Source organism: Undibacterium sp. Di26W (genome assembly GCF_049340265.1).
Lineage (GTDB): Bacteria > Pseudomonadota > Gammaproteobacteria > Burkholderiales > Burkholderiaceae_D > Undibacterium.
On record NZ_JBMPOR010000010.1, the window covers coordinates 109,718 to 135,674 of the forward strand.

Below are 25,957 nucleotides of genomic sequence, written 5' to 3' on the forward strand. Positions count from 1 at the left end.
ATTTAACTAACTACTTACTTGCCGCCGCAGCCCTCAGCATCTGTATCGCCAGTACAACGTTTTCCCGTAACCACAACCGTTTGGCCATCAAAGTCACCTTCAGACGGATCATCATCACCGACATATCCGCCAAAAATTTGATCCAATTCAGCATCATTCAATTCGATATAGCTAGTCATTCACAACTCCAAAAAAATTAGATTAAAATCACAACAATATTGTCGTGACAACATCAGTATTGCAAATCATTAAATATTGTGTCAAGCTGTTTTTTTATTGAATTTAGTGTATTTTTTAACATGCATCCTGAATCACCAGAATCATCAAAAAAAACTCTGCCTTTGTTCCGCAAGAACGCAGTTGAGCATTTGAGCAGTAAGCAATATGGAACAGTGATTCTGGCAAAGTCTTTTAGCTTCCGGGTGATGACTGTCATCTTCACCGTCATAGCAAGTGCACTGATTGCCTTTTTCTTTTTGTTCTCCACTACACGTAAAGCACAGGCATCAGGCGTACTCACTCCCAGCACTGGTGTAACTCGTATCTTTTCAATGCAATCTGGAAATATCACTCAGAAATTCGTCAACGAAGGTCAAAAGGTAAAACAAGGAGATGTCTTGTTTATCTTACGTAGCGAGCGCAACAGTATTAAAGGTATTGATACACAAAAAACCATATCCGACTTATTACGTAGTCGTCGTGATAGCTTTGGGGCAGAAATCAGACAATCAGCCAAGCAAGCTCAACAGCGCCTGAATGCCTTGCAAATTCGCATTAGAGGATTTGAGGATGAAAATCGCAAACTCGATGAGCAGATTGCCATTCAAAAACAGAGGTTAGAACTGTCTGAACAAAGCCTCAAACGATATGCAGAACTACAAAGCACAAACTATATTTCTCCGGCGCAGCTTCAGGACAGACAAGCAGCACTCTTAGAACAAAAACAACGACTGACTGAGTTAAATCGCATCAAATCGAGTAACTACCGAGACCTGAATAGTGCACAAGCCGAATTACTCGATATGCAAGTCCAAAGACACCGTGATGCAGCGGCAATTGAAAGAAATCTATCAAGTGTTGAACAAGATTTGACAGAAAATGAAGCCAAGCGGGAATTTCTTGTGGTCGCACCACATGATGGATATATCACTACGCTAAATGCCGAGTTAGGGCAATCAGTAACGACAAGTCAAACGCTCGCGGCAATATTGCCAATTGATACCAAACTGGAAGCGGAGATATACGTTCCCTCAAGATCAATAGGATTCATCAAACCTGGCATGGCAGTCCTGCTACGCATTCAAGCTTATCCATATGAAAAATTTGGACAATATGCCGCGACAGTGCGGGAAGTAGAACGCACCTCTTTAAAACCTGAAGAACTAAGTTTGCCAACACAAATGGGAGACAACCACGGTCAACCTATTTATCGCATAAGACTGGCTCTGGCACAACAGCATGTCAAAGTCTACGGAGAAATGATTCCACTAAAATCTGGCATGGCAGTGGATGCCAGCATTATCCTGGATAAAAGACGATTATATGAATGGGTACTTGAGCCTTTGTTTAGTATTTCAGGCCGTTTATAAAAAGTGAAATTTAATGTAGTGAATATTCGATGTAATTGAATGAAGAACTTCGCATGCAGGTAATTCAGGTACTGATAATTTTGCCATCTATATCAAAATTGCCTTTGAAAATATCTGGCTTAGGAACGTCAACCCCGATCTTCTTTTTTCTACCTTTCCAAGTATCATTCGCAAATAGAAATACAGACCAGAAGCATGTTTAAGCGACGCGCCTCTCAAAAAAACAAACCATCGTTGCTCCTTATGACCAATCACAATTTATCGTTTTCTTTCTGGAAAAATAGCCGCCTCCCAGTTTTATTACAAACCGAAAGAGCAGAATGTGGTCTTGCTTGCCTCTGTATGATTGCAAGTTATTGGGGTCATAAGATTGATATCGCATCCATGCGCAGACGATTTTCTGTTTCGCTAAAAGGGATGACGATGAAGGGACTCGTCTCCATGGCCGGTGGTTTACATTTGCAAGCCCGACCTTTAAAGCTGGATATCGAACACCTATCTGAACTTAAATTGCCATGCGTATTGCACTGGGACATGAATCATTTCGTTGTACTGAAGTCTGTGTCGGAAAAGTATGTGGTAATTCATGACCCTGCCATGGGTGAGAGAAAGTTATTGCTAACAACATTGGACAAACATTTCACTGGTGTTGCACTCGAACTCATGCCCAACAAAGGTTTTCAAAAAAAAGAAGAAACGCAAAGTTTCTCAATTTTGTCTTTGATGGGACGGATCGTTGGATTAAAAAGAGGACTCTTTCAAATTTTGGCCCTGGGTTTGGCATTACAGATATGCGGATTAGTCGCTCCATTTTACATGCAATGGCTGGTTGATGATGCCTTATTGACATCCGACAAAGACCTCATAACCGTACTGAGTTGCGGCTTCCTTTCGCTCGTACTTTTACAAGCCGGAATTCGAGCCGTACGCGCATGGATGACAACTGTGTTGGCAACAAATTTGAATTTTCAATGGTTTGGAAACACTTTCGCCCATCTCATGAAACTGCCACTGCCTTATTTCGAGAAAAGACACACTGGCGATATCGTTTCTCGCTTTGGCTCCATGCAGACAATACAGCATAACTTAACTACGCAATTTGTGGAGGGTATGATTGATGGGTTGCTTGTGGTCTGTACATTTGCAATGATGCTCATGTATAACCCAAGTTTGGCATCTGTAGCATGTATAGCAGTAATTTTGTACGTGTTGCTGAGATGGGCTATATTCAGAATGCTGAAAGAAGCAACATCGGAACAAATTATTCACGGCGCCAAACAGCAAACTCATTTCATTGAGTCAGTCCGTGGCGTCCAAAGTATTCGTCTATTTCACCGAGTTGAGGAACGCCGAATTGGCTGGATGAATTCACTGGCCGATCAGTTCAATGCAGACCTACAAGTTGCAAGACTATCAGTTGCCTATCAAACAGCCAATACAGTTCTATTTGGGGCAGAGCGAATTGTCGTGATTTGGTTAGCAGCCCTCGCTGTATTGGATAATCGCTTTTCTGTGGGAATGCTATTTGCGTTTATCAGTTACAAAGAGCAATTCAGTGATCGCATGACGAGTTTAATCAATCAATTATTCGACCTTCGCATGATGCGGCTATATGGCGAACGCCTAGCTGACATTGTGCTGACCGAGGCGGAAGAAACAGGTGATCAGATTGAAATCGATACCAGCCACATTGAACCTTCGATTGAATTCAAAAATCTGGCATTTCGATATGCAGAAAGCGAGCCATATGTTTTAAAGAATTTCAATTTACACATTCCGGCTGGGCAATGCATTGCAATTACCGGCCAGTCGGGTTGTGGTAAAACCACGCTAATGAAACTTTTACTGGGATTACTTGAACCGACAGAAGGAGAAATCCTGATTGGTGGTGTAAAGCTGCAGCAATTGGGTTTATCGAATTATCGACAGTTTCTCGGCACTGTCATGCAAGATGACGTTTTGTTCGCAGGATCGATTGGTGACAATATATGCTTCTTTGACCCGTCTCCTGACAAAGATAAAATAGAATTTTGTGCCAAATTAGCAGCAATACATGCTGACATCTTAGCCATGCCCATGGCATATAGCACGTTGGTAGGAGATATTGGAACAGGCCTGTCAGGGGGCCAGAAACAAAGAATTTTTTTAGCTCGTGCACTTTACAAAGAACCGAAGCTGCTGGTTTTAGACGAAGCGACTAGCCACCTTGATGTCACAAATGAACGCGATGTAAATAACGCGATCAAAAATATATCGCTCACCAGAGTAATTGTGGCACATCGCCCTGAGACCATTGCTATGGCTGAACGTATGGTAGTACTGGAAAAAGGCATGATTACCTATGAGGAATCTTAGTGGTCAGTAATAGAATCCCAAGCATTGACTACATACCAGCCTATGCTTGAGAAATTCTTTTACACCGCATAACCTAATTTACAAATACTTTCAGGACAGCATTACAAAAAATGGCTATTTGTGATTTATAATCTCGAAGTTGAAATTACAGATCACCTTCCAGGTATCAATAACCCCCTCTGCACCGCCGGACGCCCGACAAATTCGGCCAGGGCACGTTGTACATGTGGATAATCATTGATACCCACCAGATCAGCCGCTTCATAGAAACCAATCAGATTGCGCACCCACGGAAAAGTCGCAATATCGGCGATGGTATAGCTGTCACCCATGATCCATTGGCGATCCGCCAGACGTTGATTCAGCACACCCAGCAGGCGTTTGGATTCTGCCACGTAGCGGTCACGCGGGCGTTTGTCTTCGTAGGCCTTGCCGGCAAATCTATGAAAGAAGCCAAGTTGTCCAAACATGGGGCCTATGCCGCCCATCTGGAACATCAGCCATTGTATGCATTCATAACGCTCTGCCGCATCAGTGGGAATGCACAAGCCGGTTTTATCAGCCAGGTATAGCAGGATGGCACCGGATTCAAACAAGGCCAGCGGTTTGCCCCCGGGACCCTGTGGATCAATGATGGCGGGGATTTTATTGTTGGGGTTCAATGACAAAAATTCTGTAGACATCTGGTCATTGGTTTCAAAATTGACCAGATGGGGTTCATACGGCAAACCCGTTTCTTCCAGCATGATGGATACCTTGACACCGTTTGGCGTGGGCAGTGAATACAACTGCAAGCGTTCAGGATGTTGTGCAGGCCATTTTTTATTGATGGGGAAATTGCTGATTGCAGAGTTGGACATGGTGTTTCCTTCCTGACGTGTGATCTGGCCCGTAGGCATAAAGTACAGATGCTAATGCATTTAAGGTTTTTCTGCGCAGGATGCCAATACAGGTGATGGCAAGTCCTGGGTATTTGGGCTAAGCTGCACGACTTGTGCCGACCAACAATTTACCTGCCCCATGTTCAGAACCATTGTCATACGCCTGCTGTTTGTTACTGCTGTGCTCGCCATCATACTGGGGCTGGTACGCTATCTGGGCAAGGACACAGCCAGCATTGCGCCTGAAAATTTGCTGGCTAAAGTTGGCATGATTAAAAAGCCTGTTGCCACTTCATTTGACTGGCAAGCAGAGCTGGATGTGTATGCAGGCGTACCAGATGTCGATGCCAGTTATTTCTCTGATCCCTATGCAGTCGCAGTGGATAAGCAGGGCAATATCTTTGTCAGCGATGCAGGTGAGCATAATCAAATCATGAAAATCAGCGTGGATGGCGCAGTCACCCCCTACGCAGGCGCAGTCGAGGGTTTTGCTGATGGCAAGGCAGAGCAGGCAGCTTTCAATACGCCGTCTGGCATTGCGCTGGATGGCAAGGGTAATTTACTGGTGGCCGATACCGGCAATCATGCCATACGCAGTATCAGCCCGGAAGGCATCGTGACGACGGTGGCAGGCAATGGCAAACCCGGTTATCGCGATGGCGCTGGTAGCGAAGCACAATTCAATGGACCGGTGGGCATAGCTGTTGATGCAGCGGGCAATGTGTATGTGGCCGACACTTACAATGACCGCCTGCGCAAAATCAGCCCGGATGGTCAGGTCAGCACGCTTGCCGGTGGCGATGGCTCTGGTTATCTGGATGGACCGGCAGCAACTGCCCTGTTTGATACACCCACCGGGCTGGCCCTGAATAGCAAGGGGGAGATATTCATCGCGGACAGCAAGAACGACGCCATACGCAGGCTGAGCAAAGATGGCCAGGTCAGCACCATTACCCGCACTCTTGATGACGAAGACCACCCCCTGATGCGCCGCCCCCTGAGCATTGTTGCCACTTATGATGACCATCTGTACGTTGGCGAAGGTGGCAAGGGTCGCATCATACAGATTTCCTCCACAGGTGAGATGCGCGGGGTAACAGGTGTGGGCATCAATTTTGAACCCGGTGACGACACCACGCCACGCCTGCTCCAGCCCACCGGCATAGGCTTGAATGACAAGGGCGCTTTGTTTGTCAGCGATTCAGCGCGCTTGCAGGTGCTGAGAATACGTGCCCACGGCACTATGGATGCCGGGATAGCCAGGAAACCAGCAGCACCAGCGACTTTGCAGACGATCAGGAATACCCGCCTCGACGATGACATCAAATCTTACCCATGGCCCATCAAACCACAGAAATCGCCGCATGAAGTGGTAGGCACCATGGGCGAAGTACGTGGCAATTATGAGGGTGAAAGTCGCGACCACTTCCATGGCGGCCTGGATGTACAGGCAAACATGGGCACAACCGTGTATGCCATCGCCAACGAAAAAGTGCGCGGCACCAGCAGCAGTTGGGGCTTCAATGGGCTTAGCGAAGGCTTCAAGATAGACAGCATGGCTTACATCCACATGAAGGTGGGGCGCACGGCAAAAAATGCAGTGCTGGATGAAGAAAAATTCCAGCTACAGACGCTGGCAGATGGCAAACCCTTTGCCGTACGCATCCGGCGCGGTACTCGCTTCAAGACGGGGGAAGCACTGGGTAGTATCAACCGCATGTTCCATGTCCATCTGGAACACAATCATGCAGGCTTGAAAATCAATCCACTGAAATTGAATTTGCCTGGCCTGCTTGATACTGTCGCCCCGCAGATAGAAGAAATCACCATCGTCGATGGCAATGGTAATGAAGTCAAAGGAAAGAAAAAAGGCCCCCTGCTGCTATCGAGCCAGGTAAAAGAGTACGGCATCGTCGTCGATGCCTATGACCAGGTGGATGGCAATGCCAAACGTCGCCGCCTGGGTCTGTATCAACTGGGCTACCAAGTCCTGTACGCCAATGGCAGCCCCATACCTGGCTATGAAAGCCCGCGCATCACCATGGAATTCAATGCCTTGCCACCTGACCGTGAAATGGTCAAGCTACTGTATGCAGCAGAGAGTGGCATCACCGTGCATGGCGCCAAGAAAACCCGCTTCCTGTACATGGCCAGCAACACAGTGAAGGATGGCGTTGCCAGAAAAGGTAACTGGGATGTCAGCAAGCTCACTCCTGGTGACTATATCTTGCGCATCCATGCCAGCGATTTCGCCGGGAATGTTGCCACGCAAGATCGCGACCTGGCTTTCAGGCTGGAATAAATGCGGGTTTCTAACTAGGGCGTGTTGACCTATCTTTTAGGCAAGCAAATGGGTTTGAAACCTTGTCTGGCTAGGCGTGCGGAGCGCTGCTTGGTGATCCAAGTGAGCGACGCACAACAACGCCAGGCGAGGTTTCGGACCCATTCCCTCCGGGTTCCCCCCATAGCGCGCGCTGGACTGTGTTGCACGTCTTGTCAGGGGCACCCGCCCTGACTGCGCCGCGCGCCTTGCCAGCCCGCGCTATGGGGGAATGCTTTGCCTAAAAGATAGGTCAACACGCCCCGGCCACACCCAGTATCACGCTCGACGCCTTGAACATGCCAGTTGCAATGCCACCCGCAGACAATTCCAGGTGATTACTGCTGTCATTGGTGATGATGGCTGCCAGGGTTGCACCACCCGGCATTTCCAGTACGACTTCAGTATTCACTGCACCAGGTTGTATGCGCGAGATGGTGCCGGTCAGACGATTGCGCGCAGAAAACTTGGCACCGCTGTCATCCGTCATCAAGATAACGGATGACGACTTGATCAAAGCAAAAGCCTCGACACCTGGCTGTAAGCCCAGTTCCTGCGTACTCTCATGCGTGATGATAGCGACTATCTTTTGTCCACCGGCGATTTCCAGCTCTATCTCGTCATTGATGGCACCCAATTTGATGTACGTGACCTTGCCAAGAAATTGATTGCGTGCACTGGTTTTCATATTCATTTTTCTGATCAGTAAAAAATCATCGGCAATCCCTTCGGCCTGCCGGTCTAATTGTGCGATGAAATCACGGTGTTCTTTTTCTATGATCTTGAAATTGCTCACCAGTTGTTCACCCCGTGCTGTCAGCCGCGTGCCGCCACCGCCCTTGCCACCGGTCAGGCGTTCCACCAGGGGTTCACCAGCCAGGTTATTCATGGTGTCGATGGCATCCCAGGCCGCTTTATAACTCATCTTCACTGCCTTGGCAGCCTGGGTGATGGAACCGCTTTCGGCAAGCTGGGCCAGCAGGGTAATGCGGCTCTGACCACCAAGGTTTTCACCATCCACCGTCATCCATACTGAACCTTGCAGACTGATTGCTTTGTTTTTATTCGTCATGACTTATTCCGGATTTCAGTTTGGACTGGAACTGCCGCCATCTCGCCGGGAATAATGCATCCGTCCTGCAAGTGAATGATTTCTTCACCCAGGACTTTGGCATCTTCGGCATCATGGGTAATCAGTATCATGGGCACTTGCAGTTGCCGCTGCAGGCTGTCAAGTTCCTGGCGCATGCTGACGCGCAGTGACTGGTCCAGCGCAGCAAAGGGTTCGTCCAGTAACAAGGCCCGTGGTTCGGAAATCAGGGCCCGCGCAAGAGCGGTCCTTTGCTTTTGTCCACCTGACAATTCATGTGGCAACTGACGGGCCAGCGACTGCAATTGAAAGGCTTGCAGCCAGTAATCAATTTTTTCGTTCTGGATAGCCGCTGGCGGATTGCGCCAGCCCTTGTTGAGGCCAAACGCAATATTCTGCGCCACATTCAAATGCGGGAACAAGGCATAGTCCTGGAACAGGTAGGCAAGCTGACGCAATTGCGGCGCCAAATTGATGCGCGTCGCAGATTCAAACAAGGTCGTGCCACCCATGCGTATGTGGCCACTGTCTGGCGTCATCAAACCGGCAATGGCTTTCAGCAGCAGGCTTTTACCCGCACCAGACGCCCCCAGGATGACCAGACGCTGGCTGTCTGAACGGAAGGCAATATCGAGTTCAAAACGGCGCTTGCCGGATTCCAGTGTTTTTTGAATGTGCAGGTCAAATTGCATCTGGCCTACCCCTGCATCTGATGGCGAATGCGGCCAGGTGCCAGGCGGCCTGCCAGCAGCAAGACCACGATACACACTGCAGAGGTCAGCAAGACCAGGGTATTGGCGACATCATCCTGCCCCGCCTGCACCGCTTCATACACCGCAATCGACAGGGTCTGGGTCTTGCCGGGTATGCTGCCGGCCACCATCAGGGTAGCGCCAAATTCACCCAGGGCGCGGGCAAAGGCCAGCAAGACACCGGCCAGAATGCCACGCCATGCCAACGGCAAGGTGACCCGGAAAAAAATCGCCATTTCAGAGATACCCAGCACCCGGGCCGCCTGTTCCAGTTGCCCATCCACCGCTTCAAATGCGGCCCGTGCCGGCTTGAACACCAGTGGGAAAGCGACAATGGCTGCGGCAATCACTGCCCCTTGCCAGGTGAAGATCAGGCTGAAGCCAAAATTGTCTTGCAGCCATGCGCCAAGCCAGCTACGTCGCCCCATTAGCACCAGCAGGTAATAACCCAGCACGGTAGGTGGCATGACCATGGGCAGGGTCAGCAAGGTATCCAGCAAGTCACGACCAGGAAAACGCTTACGCGCCAGCAAATAGCCGACTGCGATGCCGCCGATCAGGTTCAGCAACGTGGCCCAGCCAGCTACCTTCAGCGACAACAGTAATGCAGTCCATGCCGGATTCATCAAATAGCCTTATGGTTTCTGAAAACCGTATTTATTCAATATGGCCTGGCTTTGAGGCAAAAATATATAGGCAATGAAACGCCTGGCTTCGTCGGCATTGGTACTTGCCTTGAGTTTGGCGATGGGGTAGCTGATCAGCATGTTCAGCGGCACTTCCATTGCGACCCTGACCTTGTCTTTCATGATGGCTGCATCAGTCGCATACACAAAGCCGCTATCGACTTCACCACGGGCGACATAGTCAAGCGACTGGCGCACGTTCTGGGTATGGATGGTTTTGCTTTCCAGCGCAGGCCAGAGTTTGGCTGCTTCCAGCGCATGCTGGGTATAACGACCTACCGGCACACTGGCCGGGTTGCCGATGGCAATGCGTTTTACAGCAGGCTGATTCAGATCATCCAGGCGTTTGATATTCAAAGTACTGTCGACAGGTACGATCAGCACCAGCGCATTTTTGACAAAATCACGCCTGTCTGCATTCGCCACCAGACCCTGTTTTTCTGCTGCATCCATGGTTTCCTGGTCGGCTGAGGCAAACACATCCACCGGTGCGCCTTTGGCAATCTGCTGCAACAGCGCGCCGGAAGCACCAAAATTCAGCGCGACCTTGGCCTCAGGATACTGCGTCTGATAATTCTGGGCGATTTCCTTGAAGGCATTGGTCAGGCTGGCAGCGGCAGACACGGTCACTTCGCCTGCATGGGCAGCCACCGTAAGTGTACTTATGGCGATGGCCAGACCTATCTGGCGGCAAATTCTGGTGGATATATTCAACGCTGGCATAGTGAGGCTAAAAATCATAGGAAGAAGCGTAATATACACTTATATACAGCGCTTTTCCAGGGAAGATTGCCATGCAACAAATATGTACCTGCGAGAGGCGAAAAAAAACGCAAGGGCTTGAGCCCTCGCGTTTCTTATGCGGTTGACTGAACTGCGTTATCGGATGGCGATCAGCGCCCGCGTGTATCCTCTTCTGCCAGCAACGCTCTCTTAAGACTCTTGTCTACCGGATATTCACCCAGCCAGATTCTCAGCAAGGCGTTATAGAAAGCCAGATCAGGATAGGGCTCGCCCATCTTCTTATTATTAAGCAACACCAACGTGCCTACACCGGGCACCCATTCAATGGCCATGACGTCGCCTTTTTTCAATTCCGGCACGGAAGCAAACAGCTCACCAAAACGGATGAACTGCGAAGTCATTTTGGATTTTTCAGCCTTGTCATTATTCTGGTGTATGCCGGCCATGAAAGCTCGACCAAATTCTTCATTGCTCAGGTCACGCATCATGACCAGGGTCACGCGACGTGGTCCCTGTGCCGCCAGTACATCTGGCACCGTGGTCTTTTTTTCTTTCAGATACAAGGCAGCAACATACACCTTGAAAATTGCCTTGTAGCGTATGCCTGCACCATTCAGCTTTAATTCTGTGCCGCCCACCTGCATGGTATCTTCCAGCTTGACGCCAGCGACATCCATGGCCCAGACCGGTGCTACCAGACCAGCCATCAGTAGCAGTCCTGCCAGTTTTTTTGCGTAGGTATTCAACTTCATTTATCTCCCCTTTTTTATGTATTCAAATCACTGTTAGCTATTTGGCGTGCTGTGGGTTGCGTTCGCCTTCCATCTAGCTTACATGAGATTTGAAATTCGGGCTGTCGGCTTTTTGTAGCTGTATCCTGGCGGCAAGTAATAGCTCAAACTGCTCTATGGGGACTGGTTTGCAAAACAGGTAGCCCTGATAGGCCTGGCAACCTGATTGCAATAAGAATTCACGCTGCTGTTCGGTTTCCACACCTTCTGCAATGACGTTCAGATCCAGGCTGGCACCCAGGCTGATAATGGTACGTACGATATTCGCATTGTTGACATCATCCGGTAAATTGTGGATGAAGGTGCGGTCAATTTTAAGTTGCGTCAAAGGCAGGCGTTGCAGGTAAGAAAGGGACGAATAGCCGGTTCCAAAATCATCCATGGAAAAACCTATGCCCAGCGCCTTGATTGCATGCATTTTTTCAATCACGACAGAAACATCTTCCAGCACCACGCTCTCGGTCAGTTCCAGCTTCAACAGCACAGGATTGATACCAGTTTCCTGCAGTACGCGCTTCACATCATCCACAAAACCATGATGGCGGAACTGCCTGGCACTGACGTTCACCGCCAATTGCAAGGCACAGGTGTTGCTGTCGCCTGCCCATTTGGCGATTTGCAGGCATGCTGTCTCCAATACCCACAAACCTATAGGCAGGATCAGGCCGGACTCTTCTGCCAGGGGAATAAATTCCAGCGGTGACACCAGGCCACGGGTAGGATGCTGCCAGCGCAACAATACCTCTGCACCGATAGCGTCACCCAGGGCGCTGACCTGCAATTGATAATGCAGCAGCAATTGCCGATTACTGAGCGAATACCTGAGGTCGTTTTCCATGGCGGTACGCGACTCCAGCGCTGCCTGCATGCTGGGGTCAAAAAAGCGCAGGCTATTTTTACCCAGTGCCTTGGCCTGGTACATGGCCATATCGGCACGTCGCAACAATTCGTCGATGCCTATGGTGTCGACACCAAACATGGTAATGCCTATACTGCCAGAACTGTCGTAATCGATATGACCAAGATTGATGGTCTGGCTCAGCACAAGGCGGATTTTTTCAGCGACGTTTTCTGCCAGACCAGCGGCATGCTGCTGATCTTCATGCAAGCCTTCCAGCAATACCACAAATTCATCCCCACCGGTACGCGAGACAGTATCGTCGGCGCGCACGCAACCATGGATACGCTTGCCTATCTGGGTCAGCAACATGTCGCCCATATTGTGGCCCTGGGTATCGTTGAGGGTTTTGAAATTATCGAGATCTATCATCAGGATGGCACCGTAGCGCTTATGCCTGCGGCCCGCCGCCAGGGCACGATTCAGCCGGTCGAGCAAAAGACGGCGGTTCGGCAAACCTGTCAGCGGATCAAAGAATGCCAACTGGTGTATTTTTTCTTCCGACGCCTTGTGTTCGGTAATATCGCTGAATGAACCGACATAATTGCTGACTTTGCCATCCGGACCCAGCACCGCAGAAATCACCAGGCGTTCCGAATAAACCTCACCGTTTTTGCGACGACTCCAGATCTCGCCCTGCCAGCGATGCGAGTGCAAAATATCTTCCCACATCTGCTGGTAGAAGGATTCGTCATGCCGGCCAGACTGCATGAGGCGCAGGGATTGTCCTACCGCCTCGCTGGCCTGATAGCCGGTAATACGGGTGAAGGCGCGATTGACGCGCAGGATATTCAATGCGGGGTCGGTGATGAAAATACCTTCTTCGGTTTCAAATGCCATGGCGGCAATTTCCAGCTCATTTTCTGCCAGTTTCTTTTCCGTGATATCTCTGAGCAAGACCACATATTGCTGGATCTTGCCATCCTGGTCATGTACCGGGGTCAGCAATAATTCCAGCCAAAACTGTTTGCCAGCATCGCTGTCGCGAAGAATTTCGCGCAGGACGGAAGCGCTGGTGGCTTGGCCCAGGTCAAATAGCGGGCCATTGGCATCGACGAACAGTTCATCCAGTTTTTTTGCATACAGCGCTTCCTGGCGATAGGCACTTAACTGACAGGCGGCCTGGTTGACGTAATTGACTTGTCCATCCGGGCCGGTAATCATGACCCCTTGCGATGTGGCGCTCAAGGCTTCGTTGCGCAAGCGCAGCAGTGCTTCACTTTCACGCAATTCCTGAGCATTGAGATCACGCTGTCGACGTCGCAAAATCGACTGGTAACTGATGAGCCAGGCCATGACGCACAAGACAAAACCAAAAAATTCAAAGAATTTTGACAGCCTGCTGGCCCCTTGCCAGCCGCCATGGGGTGCCGCTGCCAGTTCCCAGCTACCACCTGGCAGGACGATGGTCTGGGTCACTGCATCGCCGCTGAACAAGCTGCCATCCCCCAAAAAAACCTCGCCCTTGCTGCCCAGAGCATCGCGCCCGCGTATAGCCAGGTTGATTTCTTTTTGTACCTTGCTGAGGCCAGCCAGTTCCATCAAAGGTTCATAATTGACAACCATCGCAACCGAGCCTAAAAATGCGTCGCGGTTTTCATGCATGTACACGGGAATACGTACCACCAGCCCGACACCTCCCTGTACCAGATTCAGTGGTCCGGCGACCTGTATGGTACGGTCTTCCATCATGCGCTGATAGACTGGCCATTGCTTGGGCAGATTGCGATAATCCACACCCACCATTTTTTCATTGCCGAGATAGGGGTACACGTAGTTGGCGATGGTACCTTTGACCAGCACCAGATTGCGTATGCTGGAATTGCCACTGGCGACCTCGGTTGCCAGTACCTTGAATTCCTGTTCGCTTAAACTGGGTTTGGTGGCAAAGGTGATCGCCAGTACCCGTGCGGCAGAGATGTTGGATGTCATGCCTGCACTCAGTTTGGCGCGCAGCACAGACAGTTTTTCTATGACTTCGACTTTTTGCTTTTGTATCCCCAGCTCGCGCTCATTGTGATCAATCACCCACAAACCGAGAAATACAATCAGCGCCGCCACCAAGGCAAAGAGCTTCGGATATTTATATGGCAATCCAGAATGAGGTGTGTCCATTGGGGCGGTAAAAATCCTGGAAACAAGTGTCAGTTTGTAGGCGCATATCGTCATCTCATAGTAGCAGAACGCAAGCTTATACGTTTGTAAAATGCCTGCCTTGGCAACAGCAGCGTCAAAGTAACTGACGGACAGCAACAAAAAAGCCTGCCGAAAGTGGTTTCGGCAGGCTTTCAGGTGTTAAGAACCTGCTTACGATCTTACTGCGCGTGCGTGATCAGGGCTCATGTGCTGCTCAAAATGCTCATGTACTTGAGTACATTCCGCTTTTTGCGCTGCTCTTCACCCCGCTGACGCTCGCTCGCTACAGATCCTAAACAGGTTCTACGGAAATATTTTATTCAAAAAATTTCTTCACTTTGTCCATCCAGGTCTTGCTTTGCGGATTGTGTTTGGCACCACCTTCCACCGTCAATTTTTCAAAATCGCGCAGCAATTCTTTTTGCTTTTCTGTCAATTTGACTGGTGTTTCTATCACCACGTGGCAGAACAGATCGCCAGCATAGCCGGAACGTACGCCTTTCACACCCTTGCTGCGCAGACGGAAAGTTTTTCCTGACTGCGTACCTTCGGGTACGGTGAACGATGCCTTGCCACTCAGGGTAGGAACTTCAATGTCGCCACCCAGTGCAGCCTTGACAAAGGAAATAGGAATTTCACAATGCAGGTCGTCACCTTCGCGCTGGAATACCGGATGTTGCTTGATGTGGATTTCCACATACAAGTCGCCCGGAGGACCACCGTTGACGCCAGGCTCGCCGTTGCCGGAAGAGCGAATGCGCATGCCGTCATCGATACCCGCTGGTATCTTTACTTCCAGCGTCTTGTTGCGCTTGATACGGCCAACACCAGAACAGGTGGTGCATGGTTCGGGGATCATCTTGCCGGTGCCATGACATTTCGGGCAAGCCTGCTGGATGCTGAATAAACCCTGTTGCATACGCACCTGGCCATGCCCACCGCAAGTGGTACAGGTAACCGGTGAGGTACCAGGTTTGGCACCAGAACCATGACAGGTATCGCACTCATCCCAGCTTGGTACGCGGATAGTGGTATCGAAACCGTTGGCGGCCTGTTCCAGCGAGATTTCCAGGTTATAGCGTAAATCGGCACCACGATACACTTGCGGGCCGGCATTGCGGCGGCCACCACCAAAAATATCGCCGAAAATATCACCAAAGGCATCGGCAAAGCCGCCTGCGCCACCGCCACCGCCGCCACCCATATTCGGGTCTACGCCAGCGTGACCATAACGGTCGTAGGCATCGCGTTTCTGACTGTCGGAAAGCATCTCGTAAGCCTCTTTGGCTTCCTTGAATTTTTCTTCCGCGACCTTGCTATCAGGATTACGGTCCGGATGGTACTTCATCGCCATTTTGCGATAAGCCTTTTTGATTTCGTCTTCGGTGGCGTTTTTGCCTAACCCAAGAATCTCATAAAAATCACGCTTCGCCATCTCTTGTTAACCTCAGTATTGTTCTTGAACTTAAGCCACTAATTTAAGCATCTAACTTAAGCATCAAACTTAAGCGCAAACGCCGGGCAGGCACCGCAAAGCGAGCCACCCGGCGAGTCATGACGGGCAAGCCCGTCACAGTGTGTATTACTTGCTGTCTTTGACTTCTTTGAAGTCAGCGTCAACTACATCATCATCTTTAGGTTTGGCATCTGCACCGGCAGCGCCCGCACCACCGGCGGCACCTGCAGCGGCCTGTTGTGCCTGCATGTCGGCATAAACTTTTTCACCCAGCTTTTGTGATGCGGTGGACAATGCGCCCAGCTTGGTATCAATCTCGGCCTTGTCACCGGATTTCAATACATCTTCCAGTTCCTTGATGGCGGCTTCGATCTTATCTTTTTCGCCAGCTTCCAGTTTTTCGCCATGCTCAGCCAGCGCTTTTTTGGTGGAATGCACCAAAGCGTCGCCCTGATTGCGGGACTCGGCCAATTCCTTGACCTTTTTGTCTTCTTCCGCGTTCAGTTCAGCGTCTTTCACCATTTTCTGGATTTCTTCTTCCGTCAAGCCAGAGTTGGCCTTGATGGTGATCTTGTTTTCCTTGCCGGTGGCTTTGTCTTTCGCGCCTACGTGCAATATACCGTTGGCGTCGATGTCGAAAGTCACTTCAATCTGTGGTGTACCACGGGACGATGGTGGAATACCTTCCAGATTGAATTCGCCCAGGCCTTTATTGCCAGCGGCGATTTCACGTTCACCCTGATACACCTTGATGGTCACTGCAGGCTGATTGTCGTCAGCAGTCGAGAACACCTGACTGAACTTGGTCGGGATGGTCGTGTTTTTCTGGATCATCTTGGTCATGACGCCGCCCAGGGTTTCAATACCCAGGGACAAAGGTGTCACGTCCAGCAACAACAGATCTTTACGGTCACCCGACAGGACAGAACCTTGAATCGCAGCACCGACGGCCACGGCTTCATCAGGGTTCACGTCTTTACGTGGTTCCTTGCCAAAGAATTCCTTGACGATGTCCTGGACTTTAGGCATGCGTGTCATACCGCCGACCAGGATGATATCGTCGATGTCAGTCGTTTTCACGCCTGCATCCTTGATCGCCATACGGCATGGATCAATGGTTTTCTGGATCAGTTCTTCCACCAGGGCTTCCAGCTTGGCACGTGTGATTTTCAGGTTCAAATGCACAGGTGCGCCGTTTGCCATGGCGATGTAAGGCTCGTTGATTTCTGTCTGTTGCGCACTCGACAATTCGATTTTTGCGCGTTCGGCAGAAGCCTTGATACGTTGCAGGGCGATAGGATCTTTGGACAGGTCCAGACCATTGATCTTTTTGAATTCATCAATGATGTAGTCGATCACGCGTTGATCGAAATCTTCACCACCGAGGAAAGTATCGCCGTTTGTGGACAATACTTCGAATTGCATTTCGCCATCGACGTCAGCGATTTCAATGATGGACACGTCGAAAGTACCGCCGCCCAAGTCATACACGGCAATCTTGCGATCGCCTTTTTCTTTTTTGTCCAGACCAAAGGCCAGCGCAGCTGCTGTTGGCTCATTGATGATGCGTTTGACATCCAGACCGGCGATACGGCCAGCATCTTTGGTGGCCTGACGTTGTGCATCGTTAAAGTAAGCAGGAACGGTAATGACCGCTTCTGTCACTTCTTCGCCGAGGTAATCCTCAGCGGTTTTTTTCATTTTGCGCAGAACTTCAGCGGAAATTTGTGGTGGTGCCAAACGTTTGTCGCGCACGGATACCCAGGCGTCGCCATTGTCTGCCTTGGAAATGGTGTAAGGCATCAGGCCGATGTCTTTTTGCACTTCTTTTTCTTCAAATTTGCGACCGATCAGACGCTTTACAGCAAACAGCGTGTTTTTCGGATTGGTCACAGCCTGGCGTTTCGCAGATGCACCAACCAGAATTTCGCCGTCTTCCTGATACGCAATAATGGAAGGCGTAGTACGCGCGCCTTCTGCATTTTCGATCACTTTTGGCTGACCGCCTTCCATAATAGCAACGCAAGAATTGGTTGTACCCAAATCAATACCAATCATTTTTCCCATGATAGTTCCCTCAGAATGTCGATTTTTTTGTCAATGTTGGTGAGTCAGTCTGCTTTTTTGCTCAATCTGACTCGTCTGTTTCGGATATAAGGTAAAAAACGCGCTTTTCAAGGCTTTTCTAGCTATTTCCGCGTGTTTTTTTACGCTTTTCTTACTTTCCTTGCGCTACTGTCACTAAAGCCGGACGCAACAAACGGTCGGCAATGGTATAGCCTTTTTGCAATACAGTCACAACTGTATTGGCATCCTGCTCAGCTGGCACCATGGAAATCGCTTGGTGCTTCATAGGATCGAGCTTTTCACCCTGGACAGGGCTGATCTCGGTCAGACGATTTTTATCAAAAGCAGCGCTTAATTGCTTCAATGTCATTTCCACGCCTTCTTTCAACGCTTCAATCGAAGGAGTATCAATCTTCAGGGCCATTTCCAGGCTATCCTTGACTGGCACCATGGCTTCGGCAAAGCCTTCAATCGCGAACTTGTGTGCTTTGGAAATATCTTCCTGAGCGCGGCGACGGATGTTTTCACCTTCTGCCTTGGCGCGCATGAAAGAATCCTGTAATTCCTGCACTTTTGCTTCAAGCTCGGCGATCTGCTTTGCAGATGTATCCTGAACAGTTACTGTTTCAGCTTCCGGTTGAACAATGGTTTCTTGTGGTGCTTCCGGCGGTGTACCGGTCACTTCAACTTTCTCCGTTTGCTGGTTTTCTTGCTCTTGCATTCTTACTCTCCCAATCAAAAACTAACATTACCCCCGCAAATGAGGGTATACACACACCATTTCAAGGGTTAATCGCGAACTATTTTTGTTTTTGCCAGTCCAGAGTGTGCAGACATGTACATCCATGTACAAAAAAACACATTTGGTAACAAAATCAGAACAATTCAATACTGAAATTTGCGGCGGTGCATCCTAAGATACCTAGTAGGAACTCACCAGAAAAGGAGGTTAAAGCCATGAAACTCTCACTTATATCACTGCTTTTGCTGGCCTACACCGTAGCAACCGTGACCTGGATCTGCCTGTCACAGGGTAGTGCACTGTCTTAATACTATTGAAACATCACTGGCTTCCGGCAGCGGAAGCCCGGGGGTTTTTGCGGCAATTCCCCCCTTATATCCCCTATATATCTTTTATATAAACCTGACTTACCAAGAAAATCAGCCTCTTCTCAAGTAAAATCGCCTGTTCAAGGCAATTCAGCGATTAATACAGGAGCGAGACATGATATTCGTCACAGGAGGCGCGGGTTTTATTGGTGCCAATTTTGTTCTGGATTGGCTGGCTCAGTCAGATGAGCCTGTTCTGAACTACGACAAACTGACTTATGCTGGCAATCTGAACAATCTTGCCAGCCTCAAAAATGATAAGCGGCATATCTTTGTGCAGGCTGATATCAATGACGGTGCCCAGTTGTGCGCGCTGTTTTTTGAATATCAGCCGCGCGCCATCCTGCATTTTGCAGCGGAAAGCCACGTGGATCGTTCCATCACCGGACCGGCAGCCTTTGTCACCACCAATATCAATGGCACGTTCGAGTTGCTGGAAGCCGCCCGCACCTATTGGCTGAGCCTGGAGGACGACGACAAGGCAGACTTCCGCTTCCTGCATGTGTCTACCGATGAGGTATATGGCACACTGGGGCCGGACGATGCCGCTTTCAGCGAAACCACCCCCTATGCACCCAACAGCCCGTATTCTGCCAGCAAAGCCGCCTCTGACCATCTGGTACGCGCCTATCACCATACCTATGGCTTGCCGGTACTGACGACCAATTGCTCGAACAATTATGGCCCTTACCATTTCCCAGAAAAACTGATTCCCCTGATGATCACCAATGCCCGTGCCGGCAAGGCTTTGCCGGTCTACGGTGATGGCCTGCAGGTGCGCGACTGGTTATATGTCACAGATCATTGCGCCGCCATCCGCCGCGTGCTGGAAGCCGGCAAACCGGGCGAAACCTATAATATTGGTGGCTGGAATGAGCAAACCAATCTCAGCGTCGTGCATACTCTGTGTGAATTGCTGGATGAATTACAACCCAAGGCCACAGGCAGCTACAAGGACCAGATCAAACATATCACCGACAGGCCGGGCCATGATCGCCGTTATGCGATAGATGCCAGGAAGCTGGAGCGCGAGCTGGGCTGGAAACCGCAAGAAAGCTTTGCCAGTGGCCTGAAAAAAACTGTCGCATGGTATTTGGCCAATGATGTCTGGACCAAACAGGTACAGTCAGGCGAATACCTGCAATGGGTGGCGCTGCAATACAATGAGGATGAGGAGGAAGAATGAGCCGTCCGACTACACGCAAGGGTATCATCCTGGCGGGTGGCTCTGGCACCCGTCTGTACCCGGTCACGCAAGCCATTTCCAAGCAATTGCTGCCGGTGTATGACAAACCCATGATTTACTACCCGCTGACCTCCCTGATGCTGGGCGGCATGCGCGATATCCTGATCATTTCCACGCCACAGGACACACCGCGTTTTTCCGAATTGCTGGGTGACGGTTCACAATGGGGCATCAATATCAGTTACGCGGTGCAAGCTGCACCGGACGGACTGGCACAGGCATTTGTGATTGGCCGCTCTTTTGTCGGCAATGCCACATCAGCCCTGATCCTGGGTGACAATATTTATTACGGTAATGACTTTGAAACCCAGTTGCGTCAGGCCGACGAACAGCAGCATGGCGCGACGGTATTTGCCTATCACGTGCATGATCCTGAGCGCTATGGTGTGGTCGAATTCGACAGCAAGCGCCAGGCCATCAGCATAGAAGAAAAACCCCAGCAACCGAAATCGAATTACGCGGTCACCGGCCTGTATTTTTATGACCAGCAAGTCTGTGATATCGCCGCCGACATCAAGCCATCCGCACGTGGTGAGCTGGAAATTACCGACGTCAACAATGTATACCTGAAACAGGGCAAGCTGAACGTGGAACTGATGGGCCGGGGCATGGCCTGGCTGGACACCGGCACCCACGAATCCCTGCTGGAAGCAGGCCAGTTTATTGCCACGATAGAAAAACGCCAGGGCCTGAAAGTCGCCTGTCCGGAAGAAATTGCTTACTATCGCAATTACATTACCGATGCCGACCTGGAAAAACTGGCACAGCCTTTGAAAAAAAATGAGTATGGCCAATACTTATTGCAACTTTTAAACAAGAAAGCGTATTGACAGATGAAAGTGTTAGCTACCGGGCTCCCTGATGTATTGATACTGGAACCTGCCGTATTTGGTGATGACCGCGGCTTTTTTTACGAGAGCTTCAATGCCAGGAAATTTGCCGAACTGACCGGAGTGAATGCCAACTTCGTGCAAGACAATCATTCCAAATCCGCCAACAATGTCTTGCGCGGCCTGCATTACCAGATACGCCAGAGCCAGGGCAAACTGGTGCGCGTGACTGCCGGTGAAGTATTCGATGTGGTGGTGGATTTGCGCAAATCGTCCAGCACCTTTGGCCAATCCACCAGCGTGATTCTGTCAGCCGCCAACAAGCGTCAGTTGTGGGTGCCTGAAGGTTTTGCCCATGGTTTCCTGGTCATGAGTGAAAGTGCCGAATTCCTGTACAAAACCACTGATTACTGGGCACCGGAACATGAACGCTGCCTGCGCTGGGATGACCCGGCCCTCGGCATAGACTGGCCCCTGAACGGCACACCGCTGCAGTCCGGTAAAGACCAGTTGGGTAAACTGCTGGCAGAAGCCGAGGTCTTTGAATGAGGATTTTACTGACAGGTAGCAACGGTCAGCTAGGCAATGCGCTGCATGCTCCACTGGGCGAATTGAGCCAGTTGGGCCAGTGGAGCCAACAGGGTAGTGTGTATGCGCCATTGCGCAATGAACTGGACCTGAGCAATCCTGACCAGTTGTGCCAGTGCATACGGGAATTCAAACCTGACCTGATCATCAATCCTGCCGCCTATACCGCCGTTGACCTGGCTGAAACAGAAGAAAAACTGGCCCATGCCGTCAATGCCGAAGCACCGGCTATCATGGCGGAAGAAGCACGCAAACTAGGGGCGGGCCTGGTCCATTATTCAACCGATTATGTGTTTGACGGCGAAAAGCTTGACCAGCATGGCCAGGTAATCGCCTATCTGGAAACCGATGCGACCAATCCGCAAAATGTCTATGGCAAGACCAAGCTGGCCGGCGAACAAGCCATACAATCCAGCGGTTGCCGGCATTTGATCTTGCGCACCAGTTGGGTGTATTCGCTGCACGGCAAGAACTTTTTGCTGACCATATTGAGGCTGGCCAGGGAAAGAGACCAGTTGCGCATCGTCAATGATCAATGGGGCACCCCCAATTCTGCGGCATGGCTGGCAGAAACCAGTTGCAGCCTGCTTGCCGATTTGCAGCAGGCAAACACCCCAGCCGACTGGTGGGCTGAGCATGCTGGCCTGTATCACTTCAGTGCTGCGGGTAAAGCCAACTGGTTTGAATTTGCTACTGCCATCGTCGCCCAGGCCGACCGCCAAAACAAGCTGAATAAAGCGCCCCCGGCGCTAACGGGCATCAGCAGCAGAGAGTACCCGACACCGGCACGCAGGCCACATAATTCACTGCTGGGCACGCAAAAGTTGCAAGACCAATTCGCCCTGAATTTGCCCCACTGGCAAGACTGCCTGCAGGAATGCATGCAGGGCCTGGATCAGACTGCAACACAGACTGCAATACAAACCGCATGACAACAGACCGCAGGACTACAGGCAGCAGAACAACAGCCAGCGGACTCACATTACTGATTCATGTCACTTAAAAGAAACACCATATGGAATTTGCTGGGTAACGGCCTGCCGCTCATTGCAGCGGCAGCCTTTACCCCGTACACCTTGCGGCAATTGGGCAATGAAGCATTTGGTGTGCTGACCCTGATCTGGGCGCTGATAGGCTACTTCAGCCTGTTTGATTTCGGCACTGGCCGCGCGCTTACCTATGAAATCAGCAAGCTGCGCTCTGCCGGGCAGTTCCAGTCTATTCCCTCCGTCTTGAAGGCAGGGCTGCTACTGACTGCAGCCACCGGTGCGCTAGGTACACTGATCATGATCATCCTGGCACCGCACCTGGCACAGAGTTGGTTGAAAATCAGCCTGCCCCTGCAACATGATGCACAAATCGCCTTTGAAATTGCCGCACTGGGTGTGATACCCAGTGCCATCACCAGCGGCCTGCGTGGCGCGATGGAAGGCCTGGAACGATTTCGTGCCTCCAACCTGAACAAGATATTTCTCGGGTTTTGCATGTTCACCCTGCCCGCCGTGGCGATCGTATTGCACGGTCCGCGCCTGTGGCCGATTGCCTTCTACCTGGCCATGGCGCGCCTGCTGGTTGTCATCGGTGGGGCGCTGCAATTGCATAAATACCTGTTTGCCAAAAACAGTGCCGTACCTGACAGCCAGGTCAGCACAGACAATTCTTTGTCCAAACGACTGCGCAGCCTGCTGTCGTTCGGTTTCTGGGTCACTGTGTCCAGCATCATCAGCCCCTTGATGGTGTTCGGTGACCGCTTCTTTGTCAGCGCCATGGTGGGTGCCGACAAACTATCGGTGTATGCGATTCCACAAGAAGCGCTGATGCGCATGTTGCTGGTACCGATCGCCATCTGTGGTGCACTGCTGCCACTATTTGCGACACTGGCCGATATGCCGGCACTGAAGAACAGTTATCGCGAAAACTACCGGCGCATGACATTCATCATGCTGGGCCTGTGCATTGCCGTCGCCCTGCTTGCCTATCCGGGTTTCAGTCTGTGGTTGTCACCAGAATTCGCCAGCAAGGCTTTGCCGATCACCCTGATCCTGGCAGCAGGCACTTTTTTCAACGGTATCGCACTGGTGCCTCATACCCTGCTGCACGCACAAGGACAAACAAAAATAACTGCGCAATTTCATTTTATTGAATTGATCTTGTATATTGCTGTCTTGTATTTTCTCGCAACATTTTTTGGCCTGGTCGGTGCCGCGTTCGCATGGACTTTCCGGGTGATACTGGATTGGATGCTGTTGCATGTGACAGCACAACGGCACCTGAAAAACCAAACCGCTCATTGAGCCATTCGTCTTGTTTGCATGAAATGACATACACATCATCTGATTCATCCAGACCACGCATTGCTGCCGTCGTGGTTGGCTTTTTTCCAGAGCCCCCTATTCTCCAGGCCTTGCTCGCCAGGCTGCAGGAGCAGGTGGATTTGCTTTACCTGGTGGACAATGGTGGTTGCGACAAGATAGCCTGGCAAGCGACACCCAAGTGTCAATACCTGCCGCTCGACAAAAATTATGGCCTGGGTTATGCACTAAACAAGGGCTTCGAAGCTGCGATACAAGATGGTGCACACTATGTGGCGACCTTTGATCAGGACAGCGCACCACCAGACCATCTGATTGCCAGCTTGCTGGCACAGCATGAACTGCTGCACGCACAAGGCGTGAAATGCGCAGCCATCGGCCCCACTTTCTTTGACCGGCGTGAAGTCGACAAAGTGTATTTTCCGTTTTATAAGGAAGGTAGCAAGGGTATCCAGGCAATTGTTCCCGCTGAGGGTAAAGATCAGGCTACACCCTATGTCGAAGTCGATGTCCTGATCACGTCCGGCATGCTGATATGCGCCGCAGCATGGCTTGATACATTACGATACGACGACGGCATGTTTGTCGATTACACCGATACCGAGTGGTGCTTCCGGGCAAGAAGCAAGGGCTATCAACTGTTTGGCAGCATGGCAGTGCAAATGGGCCACGCCCTGTCGGATGCACCGCCTGTGCGCCTGTGGAATTTAAATTTCTTTCATTATTCTCCGCTGCGACGCTACTACTATTTCAGAAACACCTTACTGTTCTGCAAAAAGCCTTATGTATCCTCTGCATGGAAAAAAAGATTATTGGCAGGGATGAGCATCCGCTTTTTTGCCAGCCTGGTCTATGAAAACAGACGCCTGTCCCAGTTGAAGATGATGTGCAAGGGAATATGGTCTGGCCTGCAAAATAAAAGCGGCGCCTATCCGACGTAAGCCGGTGTCCGATGTGAGCAGTTCTGGAGCCTTGTTTCTAAGCTGTCTGTCGGCGATGGTGTCATTGCCATCCAGAGCCCGGTCAGTTTGATATACTCCTCAGCAAATAAACTGTGACCAATGATCATGTCTGGTCCAGGCAAACAAGCGGACCAGAAAGCGCCGATGCATAAGAAAAACAGGTGGATGGACCAATCCGCCACCTATAAATGATGATTTCTATGAGAAAATCGACACCATAAGCCGATTCAGGATACCCCCCGCCACCAGCAGGGATGTAAAAACCAGCTTGTTGTTGCACTACCAGTAGCTGCAAAACCACCAAAACCCGCAAGACCAGAACAGATAAAGCCAGCTCATCCGCATAATTTATGATACATGTCGCTATTGTCAGTCACGGCCATGAAAACCTGCTTATTGCAAGCGGGATGGGTGGCTTGCGCGATGCTGGTGCAAACATGCATGTGTGGATCAAGGATAACCGGCCATCGGCCCAGTTAAAGGCGTATTGCCTGCAACATGGCGTGTCTTACATTGATGATCACCCTGGCCTGGGTTTTGGTGAAAATAATAATTTCCTGTTTGATCTCATCAGTAATAGCGTCGGCTTTGGCGACGGCGACAGCTTTATCGTCATGAACCCGGATATCACCATCAGTCCGGACACCATCATGACGCTGGTATCCAATATGCAGCGGGATGCCTTCCCCATCGCCACCATCAATCTTTTCCGCGATGAGCAGCATCAATACGTCGATGCCAATATCCGCCGTTTTCCCAATGTCATTTCCCTGCTGCGCATGGTGGCAGTGCGTTCGCTGTCAGAACCGTATGACAAGAAAACCATGTCGGAAACCTGCCATGTAGACTGGGCATCCGGGGCTTTCCTGGCTTTTGATGCCCGCCATTACCAGGCTCTGCAGGGTTTTGATACCCGTTACTTCATGTATTTTGAAGATGTGGACATCTGTTACCGCTCGCATCAATTGCTGGGGCTGGGCATACGCTTTTATCCGCAACTGAATGCCACCCATACCGCCGCCCATAAAAACCGTAACCTGGTATCCCGCCATGCCAGCTGGTTTTTCCGCAGTTTCCTGAAATTTTTGTCGCGTCGTTATTTTGTCTATGACCGGCGCGCCAACATATCGGCATCCAAATAAAG

At 50.5% G+C, this 25,957-nt stretch carries 21 protein-coding genes; 10 read left to right on the plus strand and 11 right to left on the minus strand.

Annotated elements, in window-relative coordinates:
* Positions 1 to 14: 14 nt before the first annotated feature.
* A complete protein-coding gene (locus tag ACO0LM_RS14015) occupies positions 15 to 179 on the minus strand; it encodes a hypothetical protein (RefSeq protein ID WP_423037903.1) in 165 nt (54 codons plus the stop codon).
* A gap of 120 nt (positions 180 to 299) precedes the next feature.
* Here ACO0LM_RS14015 and ACO0LM_RS14020 point away from each other — a divergent pair, with 120 nt between their 5' ends.
* Both ACO0LM_RS14020 and ACO0LM_RS14025 read left to right on the plus strand, forming a co-directional pair.
* Positions 300 to 1,589: an HlyD family secretion protein gene (locus ACO0LM_RS14020; protein ID WP_423037904.1), complete on the plus strand. Its 1,290-nt coding sequence runs from the start codon at positions 300 to 302 to the stop codon at positions 1,587 to 1,589.
* Between the two features lie 195 nt (positions 1,590 to 1,784).
* Positions 1,785 to 3,944 carry a peptidase domain-containing ABC transporter gene (locus ACO0LM_RS14025; RefSeq protein WP_423037905.1) on the plus strand — a complete coding sequence of 720 codons (2,160 nt, stop codon included), beginning with the start codon at positions 1,785 to 1,787 and terminating at the stop codon, positions 3,942 to 3,944.
* A 152-nt stretch (positions 3,945 to 4,096) separates the two neighbouring features.
* Here the strand turns inward: ACO0LM_RS14025 and ACO0LM_RS14030 are convergent, their stop codons facing one another.
* Positions 4,097 to 4,804, minus strand: a complete 708-nt coding sequence (locus ACO0LM_RS14030) for a glutathione S-transferase N-terminal domain-containing protein (protein ID WP_423037906.1) — start codon at positions 4,802 to 4,804, stop codon at positions 4,097 to 4,099.
* Between the two features lie 160 nt (positions 4,805 to 4,964).
* Here ACO0LM_RS14030 and ACO0LM_RS14035 point away from each other — a divergent pair, with 160 nt between their 5' ends.
* Positions 4,965 to 7,127, plus strand: a complete 2,163-nt coding sequence (locus ACO0LM_RS14035) for a gluconolaconase (RefSeq protein WP_423037907.1) — start codon at positions 4,965 to 4,967, stop codon at positions 7,125 to 7,127.
* A 271-nt stretch (positions 7,128 to 7,398) separates the two neighbouring features.
* On the opposite strand, the gene ACO0LM_RS14040 is transcribed toward ACO0LM_RS14035, so the two are convergent.
* From ACO0LM_RS14040 to grpE, 9 genes are all read right to left on the minus strand, one after another.
* Complete coding sequence (locus ACO0LM_RS14040) at positions 7,399 to 8,217, minus strand: TOBE domain-containing protein (RefSeq protein WP_423037908.1); 819 nt, start codon at positions 8,215 to 8,217, stop codon at positions 7,399 to 7,401.
* Positions 8,214 to 8,927, minus strand: a complete 714-nt coding sequence (locus ACO0LM_RS14045) for a sulfate/molybdate ABC transporter ATP-binding protein (RefSeq protein WP_423037909.1) — start codon at positions 8,925 to 8,927, stop codon at positions 8,214 to 8,216. Before ACO0LM_RS14045 ends, ACO0LM_RS14040 begins: the two co-directional genes overlap by 4 nt.
* Before the next feature lie 5 nt (positions 8,928 to 8,932).
* The gene (modB, locus tag ACO0LM_RS14050; RefSeq protein WP_423037910.1) at positions 8,933 to 9,613 is read right to left on the minus strand and encodes a molybdate ABC transporter permease subunit; all 681 of its coding nucleotides are present in this window, start codon (positions 9,611 to 9,613) and stop codon (positions 8,933 to 8,935) included.
* A 9-nt stretch (positions 9,614 to 9,622) separates the two neighbouring features.
* Positions 9,623 to 10,396 (minus strand): molybdate ABC transporter substrate-binding protein, encoded by a 774-nt coding sequence (gene modA, locus ACO0LM_RS14055; protein ID WP_423037911.1) that lies wholly within the window; start codon positions 10,394 to 10,396, stop codon positions 9,623 to 9,625.
* A gap of 170 nt (positions 10,397 to 10,566) precedes the next feature.
* Positions 10,567 to 11,169 (minus strand): chalcone isomerase family protein, encoded by a 603-nt coding sequence (locus ACO0LM_RS14060; RefSeq protein ID WP_423037912.1) that lies wholly within the window; start codon positions 11,167 to 11,169, stop codon positions 10,567 to 10,569.
* A 73-nt stretch (positions 11,170 to 11,242) separates the two neighbouring features.
* Complete coding sequence (locus tag ACO0LM_RS14065; RefSeq protein WP_423037913.1) at positions 11,243 to 14,221, minus strand: EAL domain-containing protein; 2,979 nt, start codon at positions 14,219 to 14,221, stop codon at positions 11,243 to 11,245.
* A gap of 337 nt (positions 14,222 to 14,558) precedes the next feature.
* Entirely contained in the window at positions 14,559 to 15,677 is a 1,119-nt protein-coding gene (gene dnaJ / locus ACO0LM_RS14070) for a molecular chaperone DnaJ (RefSeq protein WP_422986507.1), read from the minus strand.
* A gap of 147 nt (positions 15,678 to 15,824) precedes the next feature.
* Complete coding sequence (dnaK, locus tag ACO0LM_RS14075; RefSeq protein WP_423037914.1) at positions 15,825 to 17,765, minus strand: molecular chaperone DnaK; 1,941 nt, start codon at positions 17,763 to 17,765, stop codon at positions 15,825 to 15,827.
* Between the two features lie 151 nt (positions 17,766 to 17,916).
* Positions 17,917 to 18,486: a nucleotide exchange factor GrpE gene (gene grpE / locus ACO0LM_RS14080; RefSeq protein ID WP_423037915.1), complete on the minus strand. Its 570-nt coding sequence runs from the start codon at positions 18,484 to 18,486 to the stop codon at positions 17,917 to 17,919.
* Positions 18,487 to 18,990: 504 nt separating this feature from the next.
* On the opposite strand from grpE, the gene rfbB reads away from it, so the two are divergent.
* The 7 genes from rfbB (at position 18,991) to ACO0LM_RS14115 (ending at position 25,955) form a co-directional block, all read left to right on the plus strand.
* The gene (rfbB, locus tag ACO0LM_RS14085) at positions 18,991 to 20,061 is read left to right on the plus strand and encodes a dTDP-glucose 4,6-dehydratase (protein WP_423037916.1); all 1,071 of its coding nucleotides are present in this window, start codon (positions 18,991 to 18,993) and stop codon (positions 20,059 to 20,061) included.
* Entirely contained in the window at positions 20,058 to 20,951 is an 894-nt protein-coding gene (gene rfbA, locus ACO0LM_RS14090; protein WP_423037917.1) for a glucose-1-phosphate thymidylyltransferase RfbA, read from the plus strand. Before rfbB ends, rfbA begins: the two co-directional genes overlap by 4 nt.
* A 3-nt stretch (positions 20,952 to 20,954) precedes the next feature.
* Positions 20,955 to 21,500: a dTDP-4-dehydrorhamnose 3,5-epimerase gene (gene rfbC / locus ACO0LM_RS14095; protein ID WP_423037918.1), complete on the plus strand. Its 546-nt coding sequence runs from the start codon at positions 20,955 to 20,957 to the stop codon at positions 21,498 to 21,500.
* Positions 21,497 to 22,471 (plus strand): dTDP-4-dehydrorhamnose reductase, encoded by a 975-nt coding sequence (gene rfbD / locus ACO0LM_RS14100; protein WP_423037919.1) that lies wholly within the window; start codon positions 21,497 to 21,499, stop codon positions 22,469 to 22,471. Before rfbC ends, rfbD begins: the two co-directional genes overlap by 4 nt.
* A gap of 60 nt (positions 22,472 to 22,531) precedes the next feature.
* Positions 22,532 to 23,833, plus strand: coding sequence for a flippase (locus ACO0LM_RS14105; protein WP_423037920.1), 1,302 nt, complete (start codon positions 22,532 to 22,534; stop codon positions 23,831 to 23,833).
* Positions 23,834 to 23,856: 23 nt separating this feature from the next.
* Positions 23,857 to 24,792 carry a glycosyltransferase family 2 protein gene (locus ACO0LM_RS14110; RefSeq protein WP_423037921.1) on the plus strand — a complete coding sequence of 312 codons (936 nt, stop codon included), beginning with the start codon at positions 23,857 to 23,859 and terminating at the stop codon, positions 24,790 to 24,792.
* Positions 24,793 to 25,163: 371 nt separating this feature from the next.
* Positions 25,164 to 25,955 (plus strand): hypothetical protein, encoded by a 792-nt coding sequence (locus ACO0LM_RS14115; RefSeq protein WP_423037922.1) that lies wholly within the window; start codon positions 25,164 to 25,166, stop codon positions 25,953 to 25,955.
* Positions 25,956 to 25,957 lie beyond the last annotated feature (2 nt).

Excerpts from the sequence above, each read along its gene's own strand:
- ACO0LM_RS14015 (WP_423037903.1), bottom strand. The coding sequence starts at position 179 with ATGACTAGCTATATCGAATTGAATGATGCTGAATTGGATCAAATTTTT.
- ACO0LM_RS14020 (WP_423037904.1), top strand. The coding sequence starts at position 300 with ATGCATCCTGAATCACCAGAATCATCAAAAAAAACTCTGCCTTTGTTC.
- ACO0LM_RS14025 (WP_423037905.1), top strand. The coding sequence starts at position 1,785 with ATGTTTAAGCGACGCGCCTCTCAAAAAAACAAACCATCGTTGCTCCTT.
- ACO0LM_RS14030 (WP_423037906.1), bottom strand. The coding sequence starts at position 4,804 with ATGTCCAACTCTGCAATCAGCAATTTCCCCATCAATAAAAAATGGCCT.
- ACO0LM_RS14035 (WP_423037907.1), top strand. The coding sequence starts at position 4,965 with ATGTTCAGAACCATTGTCATACGCCTGCTGTTTGTTACTGCTGTGCTC.
- ACO0LM_RS14040 (WP_423037908.1), bottom strand. The coding sequence starts at position 8,217 with ATGACGAATAAAAACAAAGCAATCAGTCTGCAAGGTTCAGTATGGATG.
- ACO0LM_RS14045 (WP_423037909.1), bottom strand. The coding sequence starts at position 8,927 with ATGCAATTTGACCTGCACATTCAAAAAACACTGGAATCCGGCAAGCGC.
- modB (WP_423037910.1), bottom strand. The coding sequence starts at position 9,613 with ATGAATCCGGCATGGACTGCATTACTGTTGTCGCTGAAGGTAGCTGGC.
- modA (WP_423037911.1), bottom strand. The coding sequence starts at position 10,396 with ATGCCAGCGTTGAATATATCCACCAGAATTTGCCGCCAGATAGGTCTG.
- ACO0LM_RS14060 (WP_423037912.1), bottom strand. The coding sequence starts at position 11,169 with ATGAAGTTGAATACCTACGCAAAAAAACTGGCAGGACTGCTACTGATG.
- ACO0LM_RS14065 (WP_423037913.1), bottom strand. The coding sequence starts at position 14,221 with ATGGACACACCTCATTCTGGATTGCCATATAAATATCCGAAGCTCTTT.
- dnaJ (WP_422986507.1), bottom strand. The coding sequence starts at position 15,677 with ATGGCGAAGCGTGATTTTTATGAGATTCTTGGGTTAGGCAAAAACGCC.
- dnaK (WP_423037914.1), bottom strand. The coding sequence starts at position 17,765 with ATGGGAAAAATGATTGGTATTGATTTGGGTACAACCAATTCTTGCGTT.
- grpE (WP_423037915.1), bottom strand. The coding sequence starts at position 18,486 with ATGCAAGAGCAAGAAAACCAGCAAACGGAGAAAGTTGAAGTGACCGGT.
- rfbB (WP_423037916.1), top strand. The coding sequence starts at position 18,991 with ATGATATTCGTCACAGGAGGCGCGGGTTTTATTGGTGCCAATTTTGTT.
- rfbA (WP_423037917.1), top strand. The coding sequence starts at position 20,058 with ATGAGCCGTCCGACTACACGCAAGGGTATCATCCTGGCGGGTGGCTCT.
- rfbC (WP_423037918.1), top strand. The coding sequence starts at position 20,955 with ATGAAAGTGTTAGCTACCGGGCTCCCTGATGTATTGATACTGGAACCT.
- rfbD (WP_423037919.1), top strand. The coding sequence starts at position 21,497 with ATGAGGATTTTACTGACAGGTAGCAACGGTCAGCTAGGCAATGCGCTG.
- ACO0LM_RS14105 (WP_423037920.1), top strand. The coding sequence starts at position 22,532 with ATGTCACTTAAAAGAAACACCATATGGAATTTGCTGGGTAACGGCCTG.
- ACO0LM_RS14110 (WP_423037921.1), top strand. The coding sequence starts at position 23,857 with ATGACATACACATCATCTGATTCATCCAGACCACGCATTGCTGCCGTC.
- ACO0LM_RS14115 (WP_423037922.1), top strand. The coding sequence starts at position 25,164 with ATGATACATGTCGCTATTGTCAGTCACGGCCATGAAAACCTGCTTATT.